Origin of the sequence: Blautia sp. HCN-1074 (assembly GCF_037890165.1) — a bacterium.
Classification (GTDB): Bacteria; Bacillota; Clostridia; order Lachnospirales; family Lachnospiraceae; genus Blautia_A.
This window is the reverse complement of the sequence record NZ_JBBKBP010000001.1, coordinates 429,372-445,252: the sequence shown is the minus strand read 5'-3', so window position 1 is coordinate 445,252 and position 15,881 is coordinate 429,372. Positions and strand designations below refer to the sequence as shown.

Here is a 15,881-nt window from a genome sequence, read left to right as displayed (position 1 = left end):
GATCAGGGATAGTCCTGCGTGGGCGAAAATACAAACTTGACAACTCCACACCTCAAAATGTATAATATTTACCAATAAGAAACAGCTAAATATCAAACATTAAATGCAATGACAGGGAGGAGTACACAACTCCGTAATGCCCAGAGAGAAAGCGGTCGGTGAAAGCTTTCGTGAACGAGTTGTAGAAGTAGCCCTCGAGCAGTGACCCCAACAGCATACTGCACTCTATAATACAGATTTCGCATCTATGCCCAGTAGGCATCAACGTCAGTTCCACGTTACAGGAACACAGTATATCCGTACTGACAAAGTGCAGAGCAGAACTCTGAATACAGGTGGTACCGCGGAAAGATATTTTCGCCCTGGGCAACAAGCCCGGGGCGTTTTTTATAACAAATAAATTCCTGAGCGTCCTAACTCAACTAAAAGGAGGTCCCAAAACATATGAAACAAATATCCGGCAACAAACTCTTAGTCAAAGCCTTAAAAGAAGAAGGCGTAGAATACCTCTTCGGCTACCCGGGAGCCTGCACCATCGACATCAGCGATGAACTCTACAAACAAAACGACGTAAAAGTCATCCTCCCACGTCACGAACAGGCCCTCGTTCACGAAGCCGATGCATACGCAAGAACAACAGGCAAAGTCGGCGTATGCCTTGTAACCAGCGGTCCGGGAGCAACCAACCTCGTAACAGGCCTTGCAACCGCCAACTACGACAGCGTTCCACTCGTATGCTTCACCGGTCAGGTAGCCCGTCACCTCATCGGAAACGATGCCTTCCAGGAAGTAGATATCGTAGGCATTACCCGCAGTATCACCAAATACGGTGTCACAGTCCGCAGAAGAGAAGACCTCGGACGCATTATCAAAGAAGCATTTTACATCGCCCGCACAGGTCGTCCGGGACCGGTCCTTATTGACCTTCCAAAAGATGTCATGGCCGAACTTGGCAGTGCAGAATATCCAAAAAATGTCAACATCCGTGGCTATAAACCAAACACAGACGTCCACATCGGTCAGCTCAAACGAGCCCTGAAACTTTTGCACAAAGCGAAACGACCATTATTCCTTGCAGGCGGTGGAGTAGTAATTTCCCGTGCTCACGAAATCTTCCGCGAAGCAGTAGAGAAAACAAACGTACCGGTTGTCACAACAGTCATGGGAAAAGGCGCAATCCCGACAGACCATCCGCTTTATATCGGAAACCTTGGTATGCATGGTGCTTATGCTGCAAATATGGCAGTAAGCAACTGTGATGTACTCTTTTCCATCGGAACACGATTCAATGACCGAATTACAGGAAAACTCCATGAATTTGCACCACATGCACAGATTATACATATCGATATTGATACAGCATCCATTTCCCGAAACATTCAGGTAGACATTCCGATCGTTGCTGATGCAAAAGAAGCCATCACAAAAATGAACGAATATGTACAGGAATGTTCCACAGGAAAATGGCTGGATCAGATTAAGAAATGGAAACAGGAACATCCACTTGTTATGCGCCCGAATGACGTATTAAGTCCGATGGATATTCTGAAAGAAATCAACAACCAGTTTGAGAACAGCATTATTGTCACAGACGTAGGACAGCACCAGATGCTTGTTTCCCAGTATGCAGAAGTTACAGAAGGAAAGCAGATGATTATGTCTGGTGGACTTGGAACCATGGGATATGGACTTCCGGGCGGTATCGGTGCCAAGATTGGAAATCCTGACAGGCCGGTTATCGTAATCTCCGGTGACGGCGGTGTACAGATGAACATTCAGGAACTGGCAACAGCAGTTCTTGAAGAACTTCCAGTTATCCTTTGTATCTTTAATAATGAGTACCTTGGTATGGTACGTCAGTGGCAGAAGCTTTTCTATGGCAAACGTTATGCAATGACCAACCTGCGTGCAGGAGCTCTTTCCCGCCGTACAGAAGGCATGGAATATCCACAGTACACACCAGATTTCATCAAGCTTGCAGAAAGTTACAGAGCGAAGGGAATCCGTGTTACTAAGAAAGAAGAAATTGCAGCCGCTTTTGAAGAAGCGAAGAAAAACACGAAAGCACCTACAGTAATTGAATTTATCATTGATCCGGAAGAGATGGTTTACCCGATGATCAAACCAGGCGGAACTCTGGAAGATATGATTATGGATTGTTAATCAGGAGGATTCGATATTATGGATAAAGGAATGAAAAAAAGATGGATTTCTCTCTATGTTGAGAACCAGGTAGGTGTTTTGTCAAAAATTTCCGGACTTTTTTCCGGAAAAAGTTATAATCTGGACAGCCTTACCGTAGGTACCACTGAAGATCCTACAGTATCTCGAATGACTATCGCAACAGTCAGCGATGACGAAACTTTTGAGCAGATCAAAAAACAGTTAAATCGTATGATTGAAGTAATCAAAGTTATCGATTTTACTGATGTATTTGTTCGTATGAAAGAGATTCTGTACATCAAAGTATTTAACTGTTCCAAAGAAGACAAAGTAGAACTTTTCCAGATCGCAGAAACTTTCAAGGCAAAAGTTATCGACTATGGCAAAGACAGCCTGTTGCTTGAATTTGTTCAGACAGCAACCAAGAACGATGCAGTTGTAAAACTGATCAAAGAAGAATTCCACAGGATTGAAGTTGTCCGTGGAGGAAGTGTTGGAATCGAATCTATCAGTATGATGGAAAGATAGGAGCACTATATGGCAAAAAAGAAAATCTATGCGGTAAGAAAAGGTCATAAAACCGGTTTATTTAATACCTGGGCAGAATGTCAGAAGGCAACTGCGGGGTATTCAGGTGCGGAGTTCAGAGGTTTTACTGAGAAAGAAGAAGCACTGGCTTTTCTGAACATGGAAACGACGAAAACGGTGTCAGGAGATAAATCAAAAGAGGCAGCAGGAGTTGTCGAAGTACCTGAAAATATGGTGATTGCCTATGTGGATGGAAGTTTTGAAAAGAGTATCGGCAGATATGCGTTTGGCTGCGTACTCCTTACGCCTGACGGCCAGGAAATCCGGGAGTCCGGGAGTGGAAGTGATCCGGCTGGAGTTGCGATCCGAAATGTGGCAGGAGAGATGCTAGGCGCTATGAATGCAGTGAAATGGGCACAGGAGAATGGTTATCCTGCAGTAGAAATCCGTTATGACTATGAAGGTGTGGAAAAATGGGTGACAGGTGTATGGAGAGCGAAGACACCACTCACCAGTAAGTATGCAGTTCACATGCAGGAAGCTGGAAAGAAGATTCAGATTTCTTTCTGCAAAGTAGCTGCTCATACGGGAAATCATTATAACGAGGAAGCCGATCAGCTTGCAAAGAGTGCACTGCTTCGCACAGATGAAGAAGTAAAAATAGTATAGAAATTTCCTGAAAAAACAAAAGATAATAGAAGAAAACAGCAAAAATATGTGATACACTAGGATTTGCCGGTAAGTTGATAAACAAGTCAATTTACCGGCAAATTGTTGATTGCTCATGAAAAATTATGAAATGTTACAAGGACTGCTTTAACCGAATCAAGCAAGATATGAAAGCTGGCTGTAAATATTCATTTGATGAGACAACAAATATATAACGAAGGAGGAGAATTACATCAGATGAAAACAAACTACAATAAGACGCTGCAGGCATGTTTTGTAGGATATGTCGTGCAGGCAATCGTCAACAACTTTGTTCCGTTGCTGTTTCTGACATTTCAGAGCAGTTATGGAATATCATTACAGAAGATCACGCTTCTGGTTACTTTTAATTTTGGTATTCAGCTGCTTGTTGATCTGGCATCTATCGGATTTGTAGACAGAATCGGTTACCGCGCATCTATGGTTATTGCGCATGGGATGGCGGCAGCAGGGTTAATCTTACTGACGATTTTACCTGAAGTTTTTGCAGATCCATTCTGGGGGCTGCTTGTTGCTGTTATGATTTATGCAATTGGAGGAGGCTTACTTGAGGTGTTAGTAAGCCCGGTTGTAGAGGCCTGCCCGACAGATAATAAAGAAAAAGCGATGAGTCTTCTGCATTCTTTTTATTGCTGGGGACATGTGGGAGTAGTGCTTCTTTCCACATTATTTTTCAGGATTTTTGGCATAGAAAACTGGAAATATATGGCGCTTGTATGGGCGCTGATTCCAATCGTAAACGGCGTACTTTTCACCAGAGTTCCGATTGCTCCATTGCTGGATGAAGGGGAAGAAGGACTGTCTATGGCAGAACTTTTTAAGAAAAAAATCTTCTGGGTTCTGATGTTGATGATGCTCTGTGCAGGAGCTAGTGAACAGGCAGTCAGCCAGTGGGCATCTACTCTTGCTGAGAAGAGTTTTGGAATCAACAAGACCATCGGAGATCTGGCAGGTCCTATGGCATTTGCGATTCTCATGGGAAGCTCCAGAGCTTTTTATGGAAAGTTTGGTGATAAGATCAATCTGGAACGTTTTATGCAGTATAGTGCGATTTTGTGCATGATTTCCTACCTGATGATCGCATTTATTCCTGTGCCGGCACTTGGAATCCTGGGCTGTGCAGTCTGCGGTTTATCCGTCGGCATCATGTGGCCGGGAACATTTAGTATGGCAGCAGCGTCTGTGAAGAGAGGCGGAACTGCATTATTTGCACTTCTTGCACTGGCAGGTGATGTGGGATGTTCTTCAGGGCCTACTTATGTGGGAATGATTTCCGGTACACTGAATGATAATCTGAAAATGGGAATTTTCGCGGCACTTGTTTTTCCGATATTAATGATAGTAGGAATTAAGCTGATTTCCGGACTGAGAAAGAAGAATATATAGGAAATATAGCAGACTGCTGAATGGTTGTTACTGTTCACTCCGTTCACAGCAACACGCTTCGCGATGCACAGAATTTATGCTAATCGCATAAATTCGCGCGGTATGTCTCGGGTTTTCTGTGACCTTCGCTCACAAAAAACACCTCGCGGGATATTACCAGTGAACAGTAACGAATGGTTACAAAATATTTCAAAAGAACATTGTAAAATATAGAAGGTTTTGGTATACTAAATTAGCTTTACGGAGGAAAAACAATGGGAGAATGGATAAAAAAAATAAACTGGAAATTTGTTCTTGTAATGATCATAGGAAATATCATTCTTGGACTTGGAATTGCAATTTTTAAACTTTCCGGACTTGGAAATGACCCTTTCAGCGGAATGGCAATGGCATTGGCTGAATGTGTGGGAATTGAATATGCAAGATTTGTAATTTTGATGAATATAGGATTTTTCATAATAGAAATCATCTGGGGAAGAAAGCTGATCGGATTGGGAACAATCGTAAATGCGTTGCTTCTTGGATACATAGTGACTTTTTTCTACAATCTGATCACATCAGTGATTGATGCACCACAGCAGATGGCGATGAGGGTGCTGACAGTGTGCATTGGTGTTATCATCACAAGCCTTGGAATTTCCATGTATCAGCTTCCAAAGCAGGGTGTTGCACCGTATGACAGTATTTCACTGATCATGACAGAGAGATGGCCAAAGATCCCGTACTTCTGGTGCAGGGTATCAAATGATGCAATAAGTGCACTGGTGTGCTATCTTGCAGGCGGAATCGTGGGGCTTGGAACTTTAGTCAGCGCATTTGGATTTGGACCATTTGTACAGTTTTTTGACACACACTTTACATCAAAAGTGTTGGCGAAACTTAATAAATAAGACAACTATTTAAGTGATAAACCGTGTAGCAACTATTCAGTGCAGAGCCACATAGCGGAAGCGGATTACGAATATTCGATTGACCAGTTTCTGTATAGTGAGGTGTAGAACAATTACGACATGAAAAAAAGACTGTCTTGTATATACTTTATTCGAACAAGAATAGGTATATACAGAGACAGTTTTTTTATTCAAAAAACAGTTATGAATGTCTGATACTAATATCACCATAATCAGACTTGACAGTCAGGTGATTTTGAGAGTTGGAAGATTCCTTCTGGTAGGTGCTTTTATCATCTGCAGATATAATTTTTCCATTTAATTCATCTGGAATATCAATGTCACCCATATTAGTATCCAGGCTAAATACCAAAGCGTTGAGATATTTTTCAGGAACAGACAGATCAATGTCACCCATTTTTGAAGTAATCTGGCAATTATTATTAAATGAAACATTGGAAAGCTCTGCATCACCGGAGGATAGTGCAAGAATACTGTCTGTAAAATTGGATTCTTCTGCAGACAGATCACCGAGAGAAGCATCCAGTTTCATATTTTCCAGAGAACTGTCAATGATAGAAATGTCACCATCTTTATCAGATATTGCTCCTCTTTTGGTCTGAAGACTCCTAAGTGAGATGTCACCTGTATTTGTTTGCAGATGGAAGTTCTGACAATTTAGTGAATCAAGTGTAAAATCTCCTTTATTCATCTGGCAGGAAAAGTTTTCAAGAGTCTGCTCATGTGGAATGTAGACGATAATCTGATTCTCAAGCATATCAGTATCGTCAGAAACATGACCATCTGTTAGGAACTCCTGTAGGAAACCGATATCAATCTGCAAATAACCAGATGCAGTTTTTCCATTTTTTTCCGACATGTTCAGAGTACCATTTTCTACCTGCCAGGAAACAGGAATTATACCTTTTACTGTTTCAACATTATAAGAGAGATAATAATTTTCGTCATCAGATTCCCGGATTGAGAAATCCATATGTTTCAGATCAGCATTTAAATTCTGGAAAGAATCGATTTTTTCCTTTTCCAGAATGGCATGGTTGCTATCAGATTTCTCAGAAGAAAAAGATCCGTTATAAGTATTTAAATCCGTATTTTTGATATATTCTCTGCCGCCAGCTGCGATGCCTGAAGCAAAGAGTACAGTGCCAAGTGCACAAAAGACAGTACCGATTATAAGAAAATTTTTAGTTTTATGATTCTTCATTATGGATCATCCTCTCTTTCTGTTTGTAATAAGCTGTGCGATTCTGGCAAACAGGATACAGGTCCATTTGCACAGATAAATTCCGAGAATGCAAAGCAGAATACTAAATCCAATACTCAGGAGTCCGAGTCCCAGAAGGATGAAGCTTCCGGAAATGGAAAATGGAATAGCGATAATTCCACGTACAAAAAGTTTGCCGCCAATGAGAAAAGCACATAATGCAAATATAAAAACACATAAGTATGCGCAAAACAGGCAGACAGCAACACTTGCTAATATGGCAAACAATACAATAAGCAAAGGAATTGCGATTGGTGCTGCACAGACAGCAAGAATTGCCACTTTTAAAGTTCCTTTTTGCACAGGTTTATTGATAGCAGAAGTTTTGCCCAGCTTCTTATCCAGAAGATTGGAAATCAGATCTCTGGCTGCTTCTTTTGGTGTGCCAAGTTCTTTCATCAGTTCCTGCTGACCATTCTCATCAGCTTCGCCAAAGTATTCTTCAAAGTAATCGACTGCGTCTTCATAGTCCTGTTTTGGAAGACGGTGCAAATACTTTTTCAGTTGAGTCATATATTGTTCTTTTGTCAATTTCGTACCCTCCCCTCAATAATCCCGTCAATTGTATCGCGGTAACTGTTCCATTCCTGATGCAAAAATTCAAGCTGTTTTTTGCCATCATCGGTGATGGAATAATATTTACGTTTACGTCCCTGGAATTCCTGCGAATAAGTCGTAACGTATCCACCCTTTTCCAGCTTCTTCAGAATCGGATATAAAGTAGATTCTTTGATATCAGCTACGATTTTGACTGTCTGACTGATCTCGTATCCGTAGGAATCCTGTGTGTCCACGATAGAAAGAATCAAAAATTCAATCAACAATGCAGATACAGGATAATACATAGAACCACCTCCTGAAATAATATGTAAAATAATTATATATAAAAATTTTATATATAAAATATATACATATACAGAGAAGATGTCAAGAGGAATATTAAAATAAAAAAGAACTGTACCAGGAAGTGAGTTTCAATAGAAGTTATATAATTCTAAGAAACAATTCCTAAACAGTTCTTTTTTATAAAAATACCTTACGTAGTGTCTTGCTCACATTTCACAAAATGACTTATCTGAAGTTTTATCTATGCCATTTGCAGAAAATGAATCATATGCTATGTTAGTACAGCGAATATTAAGTAACCGCTATATTGACTTGTCTGATTTTTCATCTGCGGCGTTGTCGTCAATCGCCGTAGCCACCGCTACGCCCCATTCCTCCGCCTTGCAGATGAAGAAATCATTCGTTTCAGAGTTAACTACACATATGACACGCCTCACAAGCCGATGGCGTAGTAGCGCATCCACCCATCGCGGTCTCACGCAGCTCTGCAGGAAGCTTCTTCCCTACGGTAAACATTGTCTGGATCATTTCGTCCAGAGGAATCAGCTGAGGGATTCCGGCGAGAGCCATCTCAGCGGCAATGATCGCATTTGCAACACCGGCAGCATTTCTGTTCTGGCAAGGATATTCTACCAGACCTCCTACCGGATCACATACCAGACCAAGCATATTCATAAGGACAGTAGATGCAGCATACGTACATTCTTTTGGGGTGCCGCCCATCAGTTCCACAGCGGCAGAAGCAGCCATGGCAGAAGCAACGCCGACCTCTGCCTGACATCCGCCGACAGCACCGGCGACGGTGGCATTTCGCATTGCCAGATATCCGATCGCACTTGCATTGAAAAGCGCCTGAATAATCTGGTCGTCAGAGAAGTGGTAATGCTCCTGCATTGCCAGCATCAGTCCAGGGACAATTCCGGCAGAACCGGCAGTAGGAGAGGCCACGATCAATCCCATAGAAGCGTTAGTCTCAAGTGTTGCCATGGCGTAAGTTATTGCTCTCTGAAGCAGATCACCACAAAGTCCCTGACTATTCTGAGCGTGAATACTCAGCTTTCTTGCCTCGCCTCCGATTAGACCGCCCATGGATTTTACAGGTTTTTCAATAGGAGAACGTGCGGCATCTTTCATAATCTCCAGAACCCGGCTCATTCGTTCCTTTACAGTTTCAGCGGTTGTTTCGCCAAGTTCAATTTCGCGAAGACGCATGATCTCTGAAATAGGAAGATTTTTTTCTTCACAGAGTGTTAAGAGTTCGTTTGCGTTTTTAAAGTCCATGATAAAAATCCCCCTTTCTTTACATCTGTACGATCATGACTTCATGAATATTTGGGTTTTCGCGGATAGCAGGAACGATATTCTCCGGAAGCTTACCATCAGATTCTACAATTGTGTAAGCAATGTCGCCTTTTCCTTCGCGGAAGAGACGCATGAATGCAATATTGATATTTCGGTCACTCAGGCATTTGGTAATATAGGCCACAACACCCGGAGTATCCTGGTGAATAACGATGACTGCGCTGTACTCGCCAGTAAAATCTACCTGGACGTGATTGATCTCAACAATACGGACTTTTCCACCACCCAGGGATTCTCCGCGCACAGTCATTTTCTGGCCTTTTTCATTTTCCATACAGATATCTACAGTATTTGGATGAATGTCTGTTTCCTGGTCATTAGGAGTAAATGAAAACTCCAGACCTTTTTCATGGGCAATATCAAATGAGTTTCGGATACGCATATCATCCGTAGAAAATCCCATGATTCCTCCAAGTAAAGCGCGGTCTGTACCATGTCCGCGATAGGTTTTGGCAAAAGAACCATACAGAATAAAATCAGCCCTTTTTAACGGACCTTCGATCATTTTGTGGGCAAGATAAGAAATACGTGCCGCACCTGCGGTATGTGAACTTGAAGGACCGATCATGTTCGGTCCCATTACATCAAATGCACTGATAAATGACATAAGAATTATTCTCCTATAATTATGAAATAATAAGCCCTCCGGCATTAACTATATTCTAACATTCACTCATGAAATAAGCAAATTCTAATATAAACTGTTAAAGGAAAGCCTTACGTTAGTATTGTTACTGTTCGCTCTGTGCCAGTAACGTTAATATAAACAAAAATTAATGTAAAAAATAGAAAAACAGGGTTGCTTTTTCACAATAGGGCGGTTACAATAACAATGCAAATGAAACAAGACTGTTTTTATCATAAAAGAACAGTGTAAGTTTTGAGCGTTCAGGAAATCAGTTCACAGAAAGAATGAAGTTTTTCTGAACGAAAAATATAGAGAAAAGGCAGGTGGAACAGAATGGATAATTGCGATTCTCATGGGCGAAGTAGTAGCACAGGATCTGAAATAAAAAGAGTATATGAGTATTGCAGACATTCTGTTCTGCTGTAGTCATATATTACACATCTTTTTCGATTTCTTATCCTGTATTTATGAAATTCCCCGAATCATGCAATTACATATTTGAACAGTGAAGAATCAGTAAGCAATACATTGGAAGAGTTTACTGTTTTATTGTGCTGTAAAGTGCATAGAGAAAGTGGCAGTAACGACAGACTGCTTTCTTTTGGTGCGCAATTTATGTACAAAAACGGAGGAAAAAATGATGGAGAAAAGAGTACAGGATTATTCCAAAGAAATTCTCAAAATCATCCGCAGCAATACCTCTCCGGCTGTTATGGCAGGAAGACTGCAGGATTATCATGAGAATGACCTGGCAGATGTACTGCCAATGCTGACTGTACAGGAAAGGTGCAAACTGTACCGTATTCTGGATACAGATGTGCTCTCTGATATTTTTGAGTACACAGAAGAAGAGAACGCAGCAGAGTATCTGAACGAAATGGATGTAAAAAAGGCGGCAGCCATTTTATCCAGAATGGAGACAGATGCCCTGGCAGATGTATTAAATAAACTTGAAAAAGCAAAAAAGAAAATACTGATCGATCTGTTAGAACCTGAGGTTCGGCGTGATGTGGAGATGATCGCATCTTTTGATGAGGATGAGATCGGAAGCCGCATGACTACAAATTTTATTGTGATCACAGATAAGCTCACCGTAAAGCAGGCGATGAGCAGTCTGATTTCACAGGCAGCGAAGAACGATAATATTTCTACGATTTTCGTAGTAACAGAGCAGCAGAAATTCTACGGTGCGATCGATTTGAAAGAATTGATTATTGCCAGACAGGATGATCTGCTCGAGAATCTGGTCGTGACATCATATCCGTATGTGTATGCGGAGGAGAATATTGATGACTGTATTGAAGAACTGAAGGATTATTCAGAAGATTCTGTTCCGGTACTGGATAATGATAACCAGCTTCTGGGTGTTATCACATCTGCGAGCATCATTGATCTGGTTGATGACGAGATGGGAGATGACTATGCGAAGCTGGCTGGTCTGACTGCCGAAGAAGATTTAAAAGAACCTCTGAAAGAGAGTATGAAGAAACGTATGCCATGGCTGATCATTCTGTTAGGTCTTGGAATGGTCGTATCTTCTGTTGTAGGTCTCTTTGAGCAGGTAGTAACGGCACTTCCGATTGTGATGTGTTTCCAGTCCCTCATCCTGGACATGGCGGGAAATGTAGGTACACAGTCTCTGGCTGTAACGATCCGTGTGCTGATGGATGAATCACTTACAGGAAAACAGAAACTGGAACTTGTATGGAAAGAAATGCGAATCGGCTTGTGCAACGGCAGCCTTCTGGGATTTTTCTCTTTCGTATTGATTGGGTTGTATATTTATCTGTTTAAGGGAAAAACATTGCTGTTTTCTTACGCAGTGTCAGGCTGTATCGGTGTGGCACTTTTACTGGCAATGCTGATTTCCAGTGCAGTGGGAACCTGCATTCCGCTGTTTTTTAAGAAAATTAATATTGACCCGGCAGTAGCTTCCGGTCCGCTGATTACAACGGTGAACGACCTGGTTGCGGTAATCACGTACTATGGTCTCAGCTGGATTTTTTTACTGGAAATGTTGCATCTGGCGGGATAATAAAACTGTAAAAAATGGGCTGTCTATTTCCCGACAGCCCATTTTTATGTACGTCTGGAAGCGTACAATTGTAATCTCTTAAATAAATTTTGGCTTTAAGAGAGTTGCTTCAGAAATAATCTGAAGTGAAGTCTCAGGTTAGTTTTATGCAGAGGCTTTGGAAAGTTTCTGCTTCTTAAATGTCTGGATTCCTTCAGCTACAAGGAAGAGAGCCAGAATAGCCATCGCTGCCGCAAAGATAAGCTGGAACCAGTCACCCCAGAGAGCCTGTCCTGCACCGATCATAACGATCTTATTTTTTACAGTGATAAGCAGGTTGCAGAGTGTTGCTGCAAGCATAAATACCATTGGGACATAGAACATTTTATTGTTCTTTCCTGCCTGTCCAAGCCATGCGCAGACGGCCATGAGAGCGATACCTGCTGCAAATGCTGCCGGAGGACCACCGAAAGCTCCGCCTGTATATTTATCAAATACCATACCAACTGCGATCAGAGCTACGATACCAAGTGCAGATTCAATCAGCATGGAACCATAGGCGATAGGTTTTGCATTTTTTTATATTATCTAAATTAATAGGGTTTTTATGAATGATGAATGAAGGGATTGTTTTATGAAAATAATTGGAATTGATATTGGAACAACAACAATCAGCGGTGTTGTTCTGGAGAATAAAGTAGAAGGTCAAATAACAACTAAAGCAGAAGAAAAATTGGCAATTGTTGAGGCAAAGACTATAGAAAATGGCTGTTTTATCCCAACAGAACACGAATGGGAACGAATACAGGATGCAGAACAGATAGTAAAAAAGGCTCAGAATTTAACAGACTATTTTTTAGATAAATATCAGGATGTCGAGAGAATCGGACTTACCGGGCAGATGCATGGAATTGTGTACATTGATAAGAATGGAAAATGTGTCAGTCCGTTGTATACATGGCAGGATGAACGAGGGAATCTTTATAGCGAAAATGGAGATTCTTGTGGTGAAAAAGAAAATGCTTATGATGAAATCGGAGAAGAGAAAATAAATGAAGTTAAAATAAAGAAAACCAAAGGAATATCTCTGATAGAGGAAATCCAACAAAAGTGTAAGTTAAAAACAGCATCTGGATATGGGCTGGTTACGCACATTTACAATATGAGACATAGCTTGATTCCGAAATCAGCGACAAGTTTCTGTACGATTATGGATTATCTTGGAATGTGCCTGACAGGACGACAAGTACCGCTTGTGCATGTCAGCAACGCTGCAAGCTTCGGCTTCTTTAACGGACGTAAGATGTGTTTTGAAACAGAAAAACTAAATGAAATGGGAATTGAAGAAAAGTGGCTGCCAGAGATTTGCACTGATGTGAAAAAACTGGGTACATATCGAAACTGTACAGTGACAGCCGCAATAGGCGATAATCAGGCAAGCTTCCTCGGTTCAGTAGGAAATAAGAGTAATACCTTACTTGTAAACATGGGAACAGGTGGACAGATTTCCATTCTTTCTGATTGGTATTTTGAAAAAGATGGAATCGAAGCAAGACCTTTTCTGAATAGAAAATATCTGCTGGCTGGTGCGTCTTTATGTGGTGGAAAAGCATATGCGTTACTTGAAAACTTTTTCAGAAAATTTGTAAAAGAAGCAACAGGGCAGGATAAGCCATTATACAAAATAATGGAAACAATGGCGGAAAAAGGAAAAGAATTTGATGCCAGACAGCTAGAGAACAGAAGACTTAAAATAGAAACCACATTCGATGGCACAAGAGTCAGCCCGGAACTTGGCGGCAGTATTACGAATCTGTTCTCTGATAACTTCACACCGGAAAGCTTCACCTATGGAGTTCTGGAGGGAATGAGCAGAGAACTTTACAATATGTATCAGACCATTCACAACGGAACTGATATCGAAGTAAAACATATAACAGGCTCAGGAAACGGCCTCAGAAAAAATAAAGTACTCTGTGAAATTGTTGAGGAAATGTTTGGAGCAGAACTTGTTCTAGCGGAATACGAAGAGGAAGCGGCAGTGGGTGCTGCAATAAGTGGAAGTATCAGCAATGTTAACACTTGTAAAAATTGCTAATAAATCAAAGGAGAAATTCCATGAATAAGAAAAAACTTGCATTTATCTGTGTTCACAATTCCTGCCGAAGCCAGATTGCAGAAGCACTTGGGAAAAAACTTGCAGGAGATGTGTTTGAATGCTATTCCGCAGGAACGGAAACAAAGCCCCAGATCAATCAGGATGCGGTGCGCCTGATGAAAGAACTGTACGATATTGATATGGAACAGACACAGTACAGTAAAACATTTGATAAGATACCTGTTCCGGATATTGCTGTCTCGATGGGCTGTGATGTAGGGTGCCCGTATATCGGCAGAGCTTTCGATGAAAACTGGGGACTGCAGGATCCGACAGGTCAGAGTGATGAAGTATTCATCAGCGTAATACGAGAGATTGAGCGAAATATTATCCGACTTGTGGATAAAGAAAAATAATAAAACGTAGTGTATAGGAAAACTTTGGCAGATATGAGGAAAGAAATATGAGGAAAGAATCCAACTATGAGATTATGAAACATCAAATGCAAGATGTATTTGCACAAGGAAATCTTGCACTGGCAGCAGAAAAATGGCATCTTGATATAAATGATGAAGTTATTTATGTTCGTTTTATTGCAAGAGATTACACCATTAATGTAAAAAGCGGGCTTATCCTGCGTGCAGACAATGGCATCGAAGCAGATTACAATGAAGCAATGACACTGTATGATATTCTTTCTCGTGAGTCTGCAGTAACATTTGAAAAATTTGTTTCGATTGATTTCTTTAGCGGTTTAAAAAAGTACATCTGGAGGAAGTAGCATTTTTGACAGCGCAAAAGCTGCATTTGATCATCAGGAGACCAAGCTTGCACGCGCATGCGAGAAGCTTGGGGATGTGCCCTTTGGTAAGTCGGATGTAGGATTGTTTGGAGGACTTTGCGGTTCACTCAACAATATTTTCGTTCATATGTCAGGGCAAAACATAGGAAATGACATGCGGAAGGATTGTTTTCGTAAAATAATGAGATTTTCATTCCCTCAGATGAACTATTTTGGAAGCGGTTCTCTTGTGACGCGGGTGACAAATGATATTACACAGGTACAAAATTTCGTATCGCAGTTTGTCAGAGGAATGATTAGAACAATGATGCTTACATTCGGAAGTATATTCTGCATGTGGCGCCTGAATTCCAGATTTGGGCTGATTGTGTTGTGTGCGTTTCCTTTTCTTGTAGGTACGCTTATCATATGTCTGTGTAAGGCAAATCCTTTGTTTCGCAACTACAGGGAAAGTTGGATGATATCAATGCAATCATGCAGGAGGATATTTCAGGTATTAGAATTATTAAGGCATGTGTGCGTGAAATATATGAGAAGGCACGTTTTGGAAAAGCCAATGACGAACTTATAAAGACACAGTTGCAGACCCTTGTGATTTTTGCGTTCATGAACCCAATTGTGAATGCAATCATGTATATTCTCAGATACCATACGCAGTAATCTGAAATATGGCAACGAAAGTGCTACGGAGGCTCAACTGGAAAAGGCTGTAGAGATGAGTCGATGCCTGGATATGGTAAAACGTCTTCCGCAAGGATATGACACTGTATTATATGGCGCGGGAGATAATATCAGTCAGGGACAACGTCAGCTTTTTGCGATAGCCCGTGCATTTGTTGCGGATCCTAAGATACTGATTCTGGACGAGGCGACATCTAATGTAGATACACGCACAGAGAAAAAATTCAGATAGCTATGCAGGGGCGCACAAGTATTGTAATTGCCCACCGTCTGTCCACAATCAGAGATTCAGACATGATTGTTGTAATGGATCATGGTGAAATAGTCGAATGTGGAACACACGAAGAACTACTGGAGAGAAAGGGTAAATATCATGAACTTTATATGACACAATATGCCGGTTTCTCCATTTAGAATCTTGCGAAACCTATCCAAATCGACAAGATGCTGAAGAGGATTAGAAAAGTACTGAAAGATTAAAAGAGAAAAA

The 15,881-nt window shown here is 41.2% G+C and carries 17 protein-coding genes, 1 pseudogene and 1 other annotated feature; of the genes and pseudogenes, 12 read left to right on the top strand and 6 right to left on the bottom strand.

The annotated features are described in order from the left end of the window. Positions 1-99: 99 nt before the first annotated feature. Positions 100-368: a binding site (T-box leader), on the top strand. 76 nt (positions 369-444) lie between these two features. From ilvB to WKT11_RS02195, 5 genes are all read left to right on the top strand, one after another. Beyond that, positions 445-2,163, top strand: a complete 1,719-nt coding sequence (ilvB, locus tag WKT11_RS02215) for a biosynthetic-type acetolactate synthase large subunit (protein ID WP_117676828.1) — start codon at positions 445-447, stop codon at positions 2,161-2,163. Between the two features lie 18 nt (positions 2,164-2,181). Beyond that, positions 2,182-2,691 (top strand): acetolactate synthase small subunit, encoded by a 510-nt coding sequence (gene ilvN / locus WKT11_RS02210; protein WP_022381366.1) that lies wholly within the window; start codon positions 2,182-2,184, stop codon positions 2,689-2,691. Between the two features lie 9 nt (positions 2,692-2,700). Then, positions 2,701-3,360: a ribonuclease H1 domain-containing protein gene (locus tag WKT11_RS02205; protein WP_117676827.1), complete on the top strand. Its 660-nt coding sequence runs from the start codon at positions 2,701-2,703 to the stop codon at positions 3,358-3,360. Between the two features lie 237 nt (positions 3,361-3,597). Further along, positions 3,598-4,785 carry an MFS transporter gene (locus WKT11_RS02200; RefSeq protein ID WP_117676826.1) on the top strand — a complete coding sequence of 396 codons (1,188 nt, stop codon included), beginning with the start codon at positions 3,598-3,600 and terminating at the stop codon, positions 4,783-4,785. 254 nt (positions 4,786-5,039) lie between these two features. Next, positions 5,040-5,675 carry a YczE/YyaS/YitT family protein gene (locus WKT11_RS02195; RefSeq protein WP_117676825.1) on the top strand — a complete coding sequence of 212 codons (636 nt, stop codon included), beginning with the start codon at positions 5,040-5,042 and terminating at the stop codon, positions 5,673-5,675. 202 nt (positions 5,676-5,877) lie between these two features. Here WKT11_RS02195 and WKT11_RS02190 read toward each other — a convergent pair whose 3' ends face one another. From WKT11_RS02190 to sdaAB, 5 genes are all read right to left on the bottom strand, one after another. Next, entirely contained in the window at positions 5,878-6,900 is a 1,023-nt protein-coding gene (locus tag WKT11_RS02190) for a DUF4097 family beta strand repeat-containing protein (RefSeq protein WP_117676824.1), read from the bottom strand. A gap of 6 nt (positions 6,901-6,906) precedes the next feature. Beyond that, complete coding sequence (locus WKT11_RS02185; protein ID WP_242986838.1) at positions 6,907-7,491, bottom strand: DUF1700 domain-containing protein; 585 nt, start codon at positions 7,489-7,491, stop codon at positions 6,907-6,909. Continuing rightward, positions 7,488-7,805, bottom strand: coding sequence for a PadR family transcriptional regulator (locus WKT11_RS02180; RefSeq protein ID WP_117676823.1), 318 nt, complete (start codon positions 7,803-7,805; stop codon positions 7,488-7,490). The genes WKT11_RS02185 and WKT11_RS02180 overlap by 4 nt, the downstream gene beginning before the upstream one ends. Before the next feature lie 412 nt (positions 7,806-8,217). Then, positions 8,218-9,087, bottom strand: a complete 870-nt coding sequence (gene sdaAA, locus WKT11_RS02175; RefSeq protein ID WP_117676822.1) for an L-serine ammonia-lyase, iron-sulfur-dependent, subunit alpha — start codon at positions 9,085-9,087, stop codon at positions 8,218-8,220. Between the two features lie 19 nt (positions 9,088-9,106). Further along, the gene (sdaAB, locus tag WKT11_RS02170) at positions 9,107-9,775 is read right to left on the bottom strand and encodes an L-serine ammonia-lyase, iron-sulfur-dependent subunit beta (protein ID WP_117676821.1); all 669 of its coding nucleotides are present in this window, start codon (positions 9,773-9,775) and stop codon (positions 9,107-9,109) included. A 661-nt stretch (positions 9,776-10,436) separates the two neighbouring features. Here sdaAB and mgtE point away from each other — a divergent pair. Then, positions 10,437-11,831 carry a magnesium transporter gene (mgtE, locus tag WKT11_RS02165; protein ID WP_117676820.1) on the top strand — a complete coding sequence of 465 codons (1,395 nt, stop codon included), beginning with the start codon at positions 10,437-10,439 and terminating at the stop codon, positions 11,829-11,831. A 144-nt stretch (positions 11,832-11,975) separates the two neighbouring features. Here mgtE and WKT11_RS02160 read toward each other — a convergent pair whose 3' ends face one another. Continuing rightward, on the bottom strand, positions 11,976-12,359 hold the full coding sequence (locus tag WKT11_RS02160; protein WP_117676819.1) for a carbon starvation CstA 5TM domain-containing protein: 384 nt from the start codon (positions 12,357-12,359) through the stop codon (positions 11,976-11,978). 85 nt (positions 12,360-12,444) lie between these two features. Between WKT11_RS02160 and WKT11_RS02155 the strand changes: the two genes are divergently transcribed. From WKT11_RS02155 to WKT11_RS02130, 6 genes and pseudogenes are all read left to right on the top strand, one after another. Next, positions 12,445-13,908 (top strand): sedoheptulokinase, encoded by a 1,464-nt coding sequence (locus tag WKT11_RS02155; protein ID WP_117676818.1) that lies wholly within the window; start codon positions 12,445-12,447, stop codon positions 13,906-13,908. A 20-nt stretch (positions 13,909-13,928) separates the two neighbouring features. Continuing rightward, entirely contained in the window at positions 13,929-14,324 is a 396-nt protein-coding gene (locus tag WKT11_RS02150) for an arsenate reductase ArsC (protein WP_117676817.1), read from the top strand. A gap of 47 nt (positions 14,325-14,371) precedes the next feature. Next, entirely contained in the window at positions 14,372-14,689 is a 318-nt protein-coding gene (locus WKT11_RS02145) for a DUF3786 domain-containing protein (protein WP_117676816.1), read from the top strand. Between the two features lie 148 nt (positions 14,690-14,837). After that, positions 14,838-15,370: pseudogene (locus WKT11_RS19935) on the top strand (ABC transporter transmembrane domain-containing protein). Beyond that, on the top strand, positions 15,333-15,623 hold the full coding sequence (locus WKT11_RS02135; RefSeq protein WP_242986836.1) for an ATP-binding cassette domain-containing protein: 291 nt from the start codon (positions 15,333-15,335) through the stop codon (positions 15,621-15,623). The pseudogene WKT11_RS19935 and the gene WKT11_RS02135 overlap by 38 nt, the downstream one beginning before the upstream one ends. Before the next feature lie 2 nt (positions 15,624-15,625). Further along, a complete protein-coding gene (locus WKT11_RS02130) occupies positions 15,626-15,805 on the top strand; it encodes a hypothetical protein (RefSeq protein ID WP_207664626.1) in 180 nt (59 codons plus the stop codon). Positions 15,806-15,881: the final 76 nt, after the last annotated feature.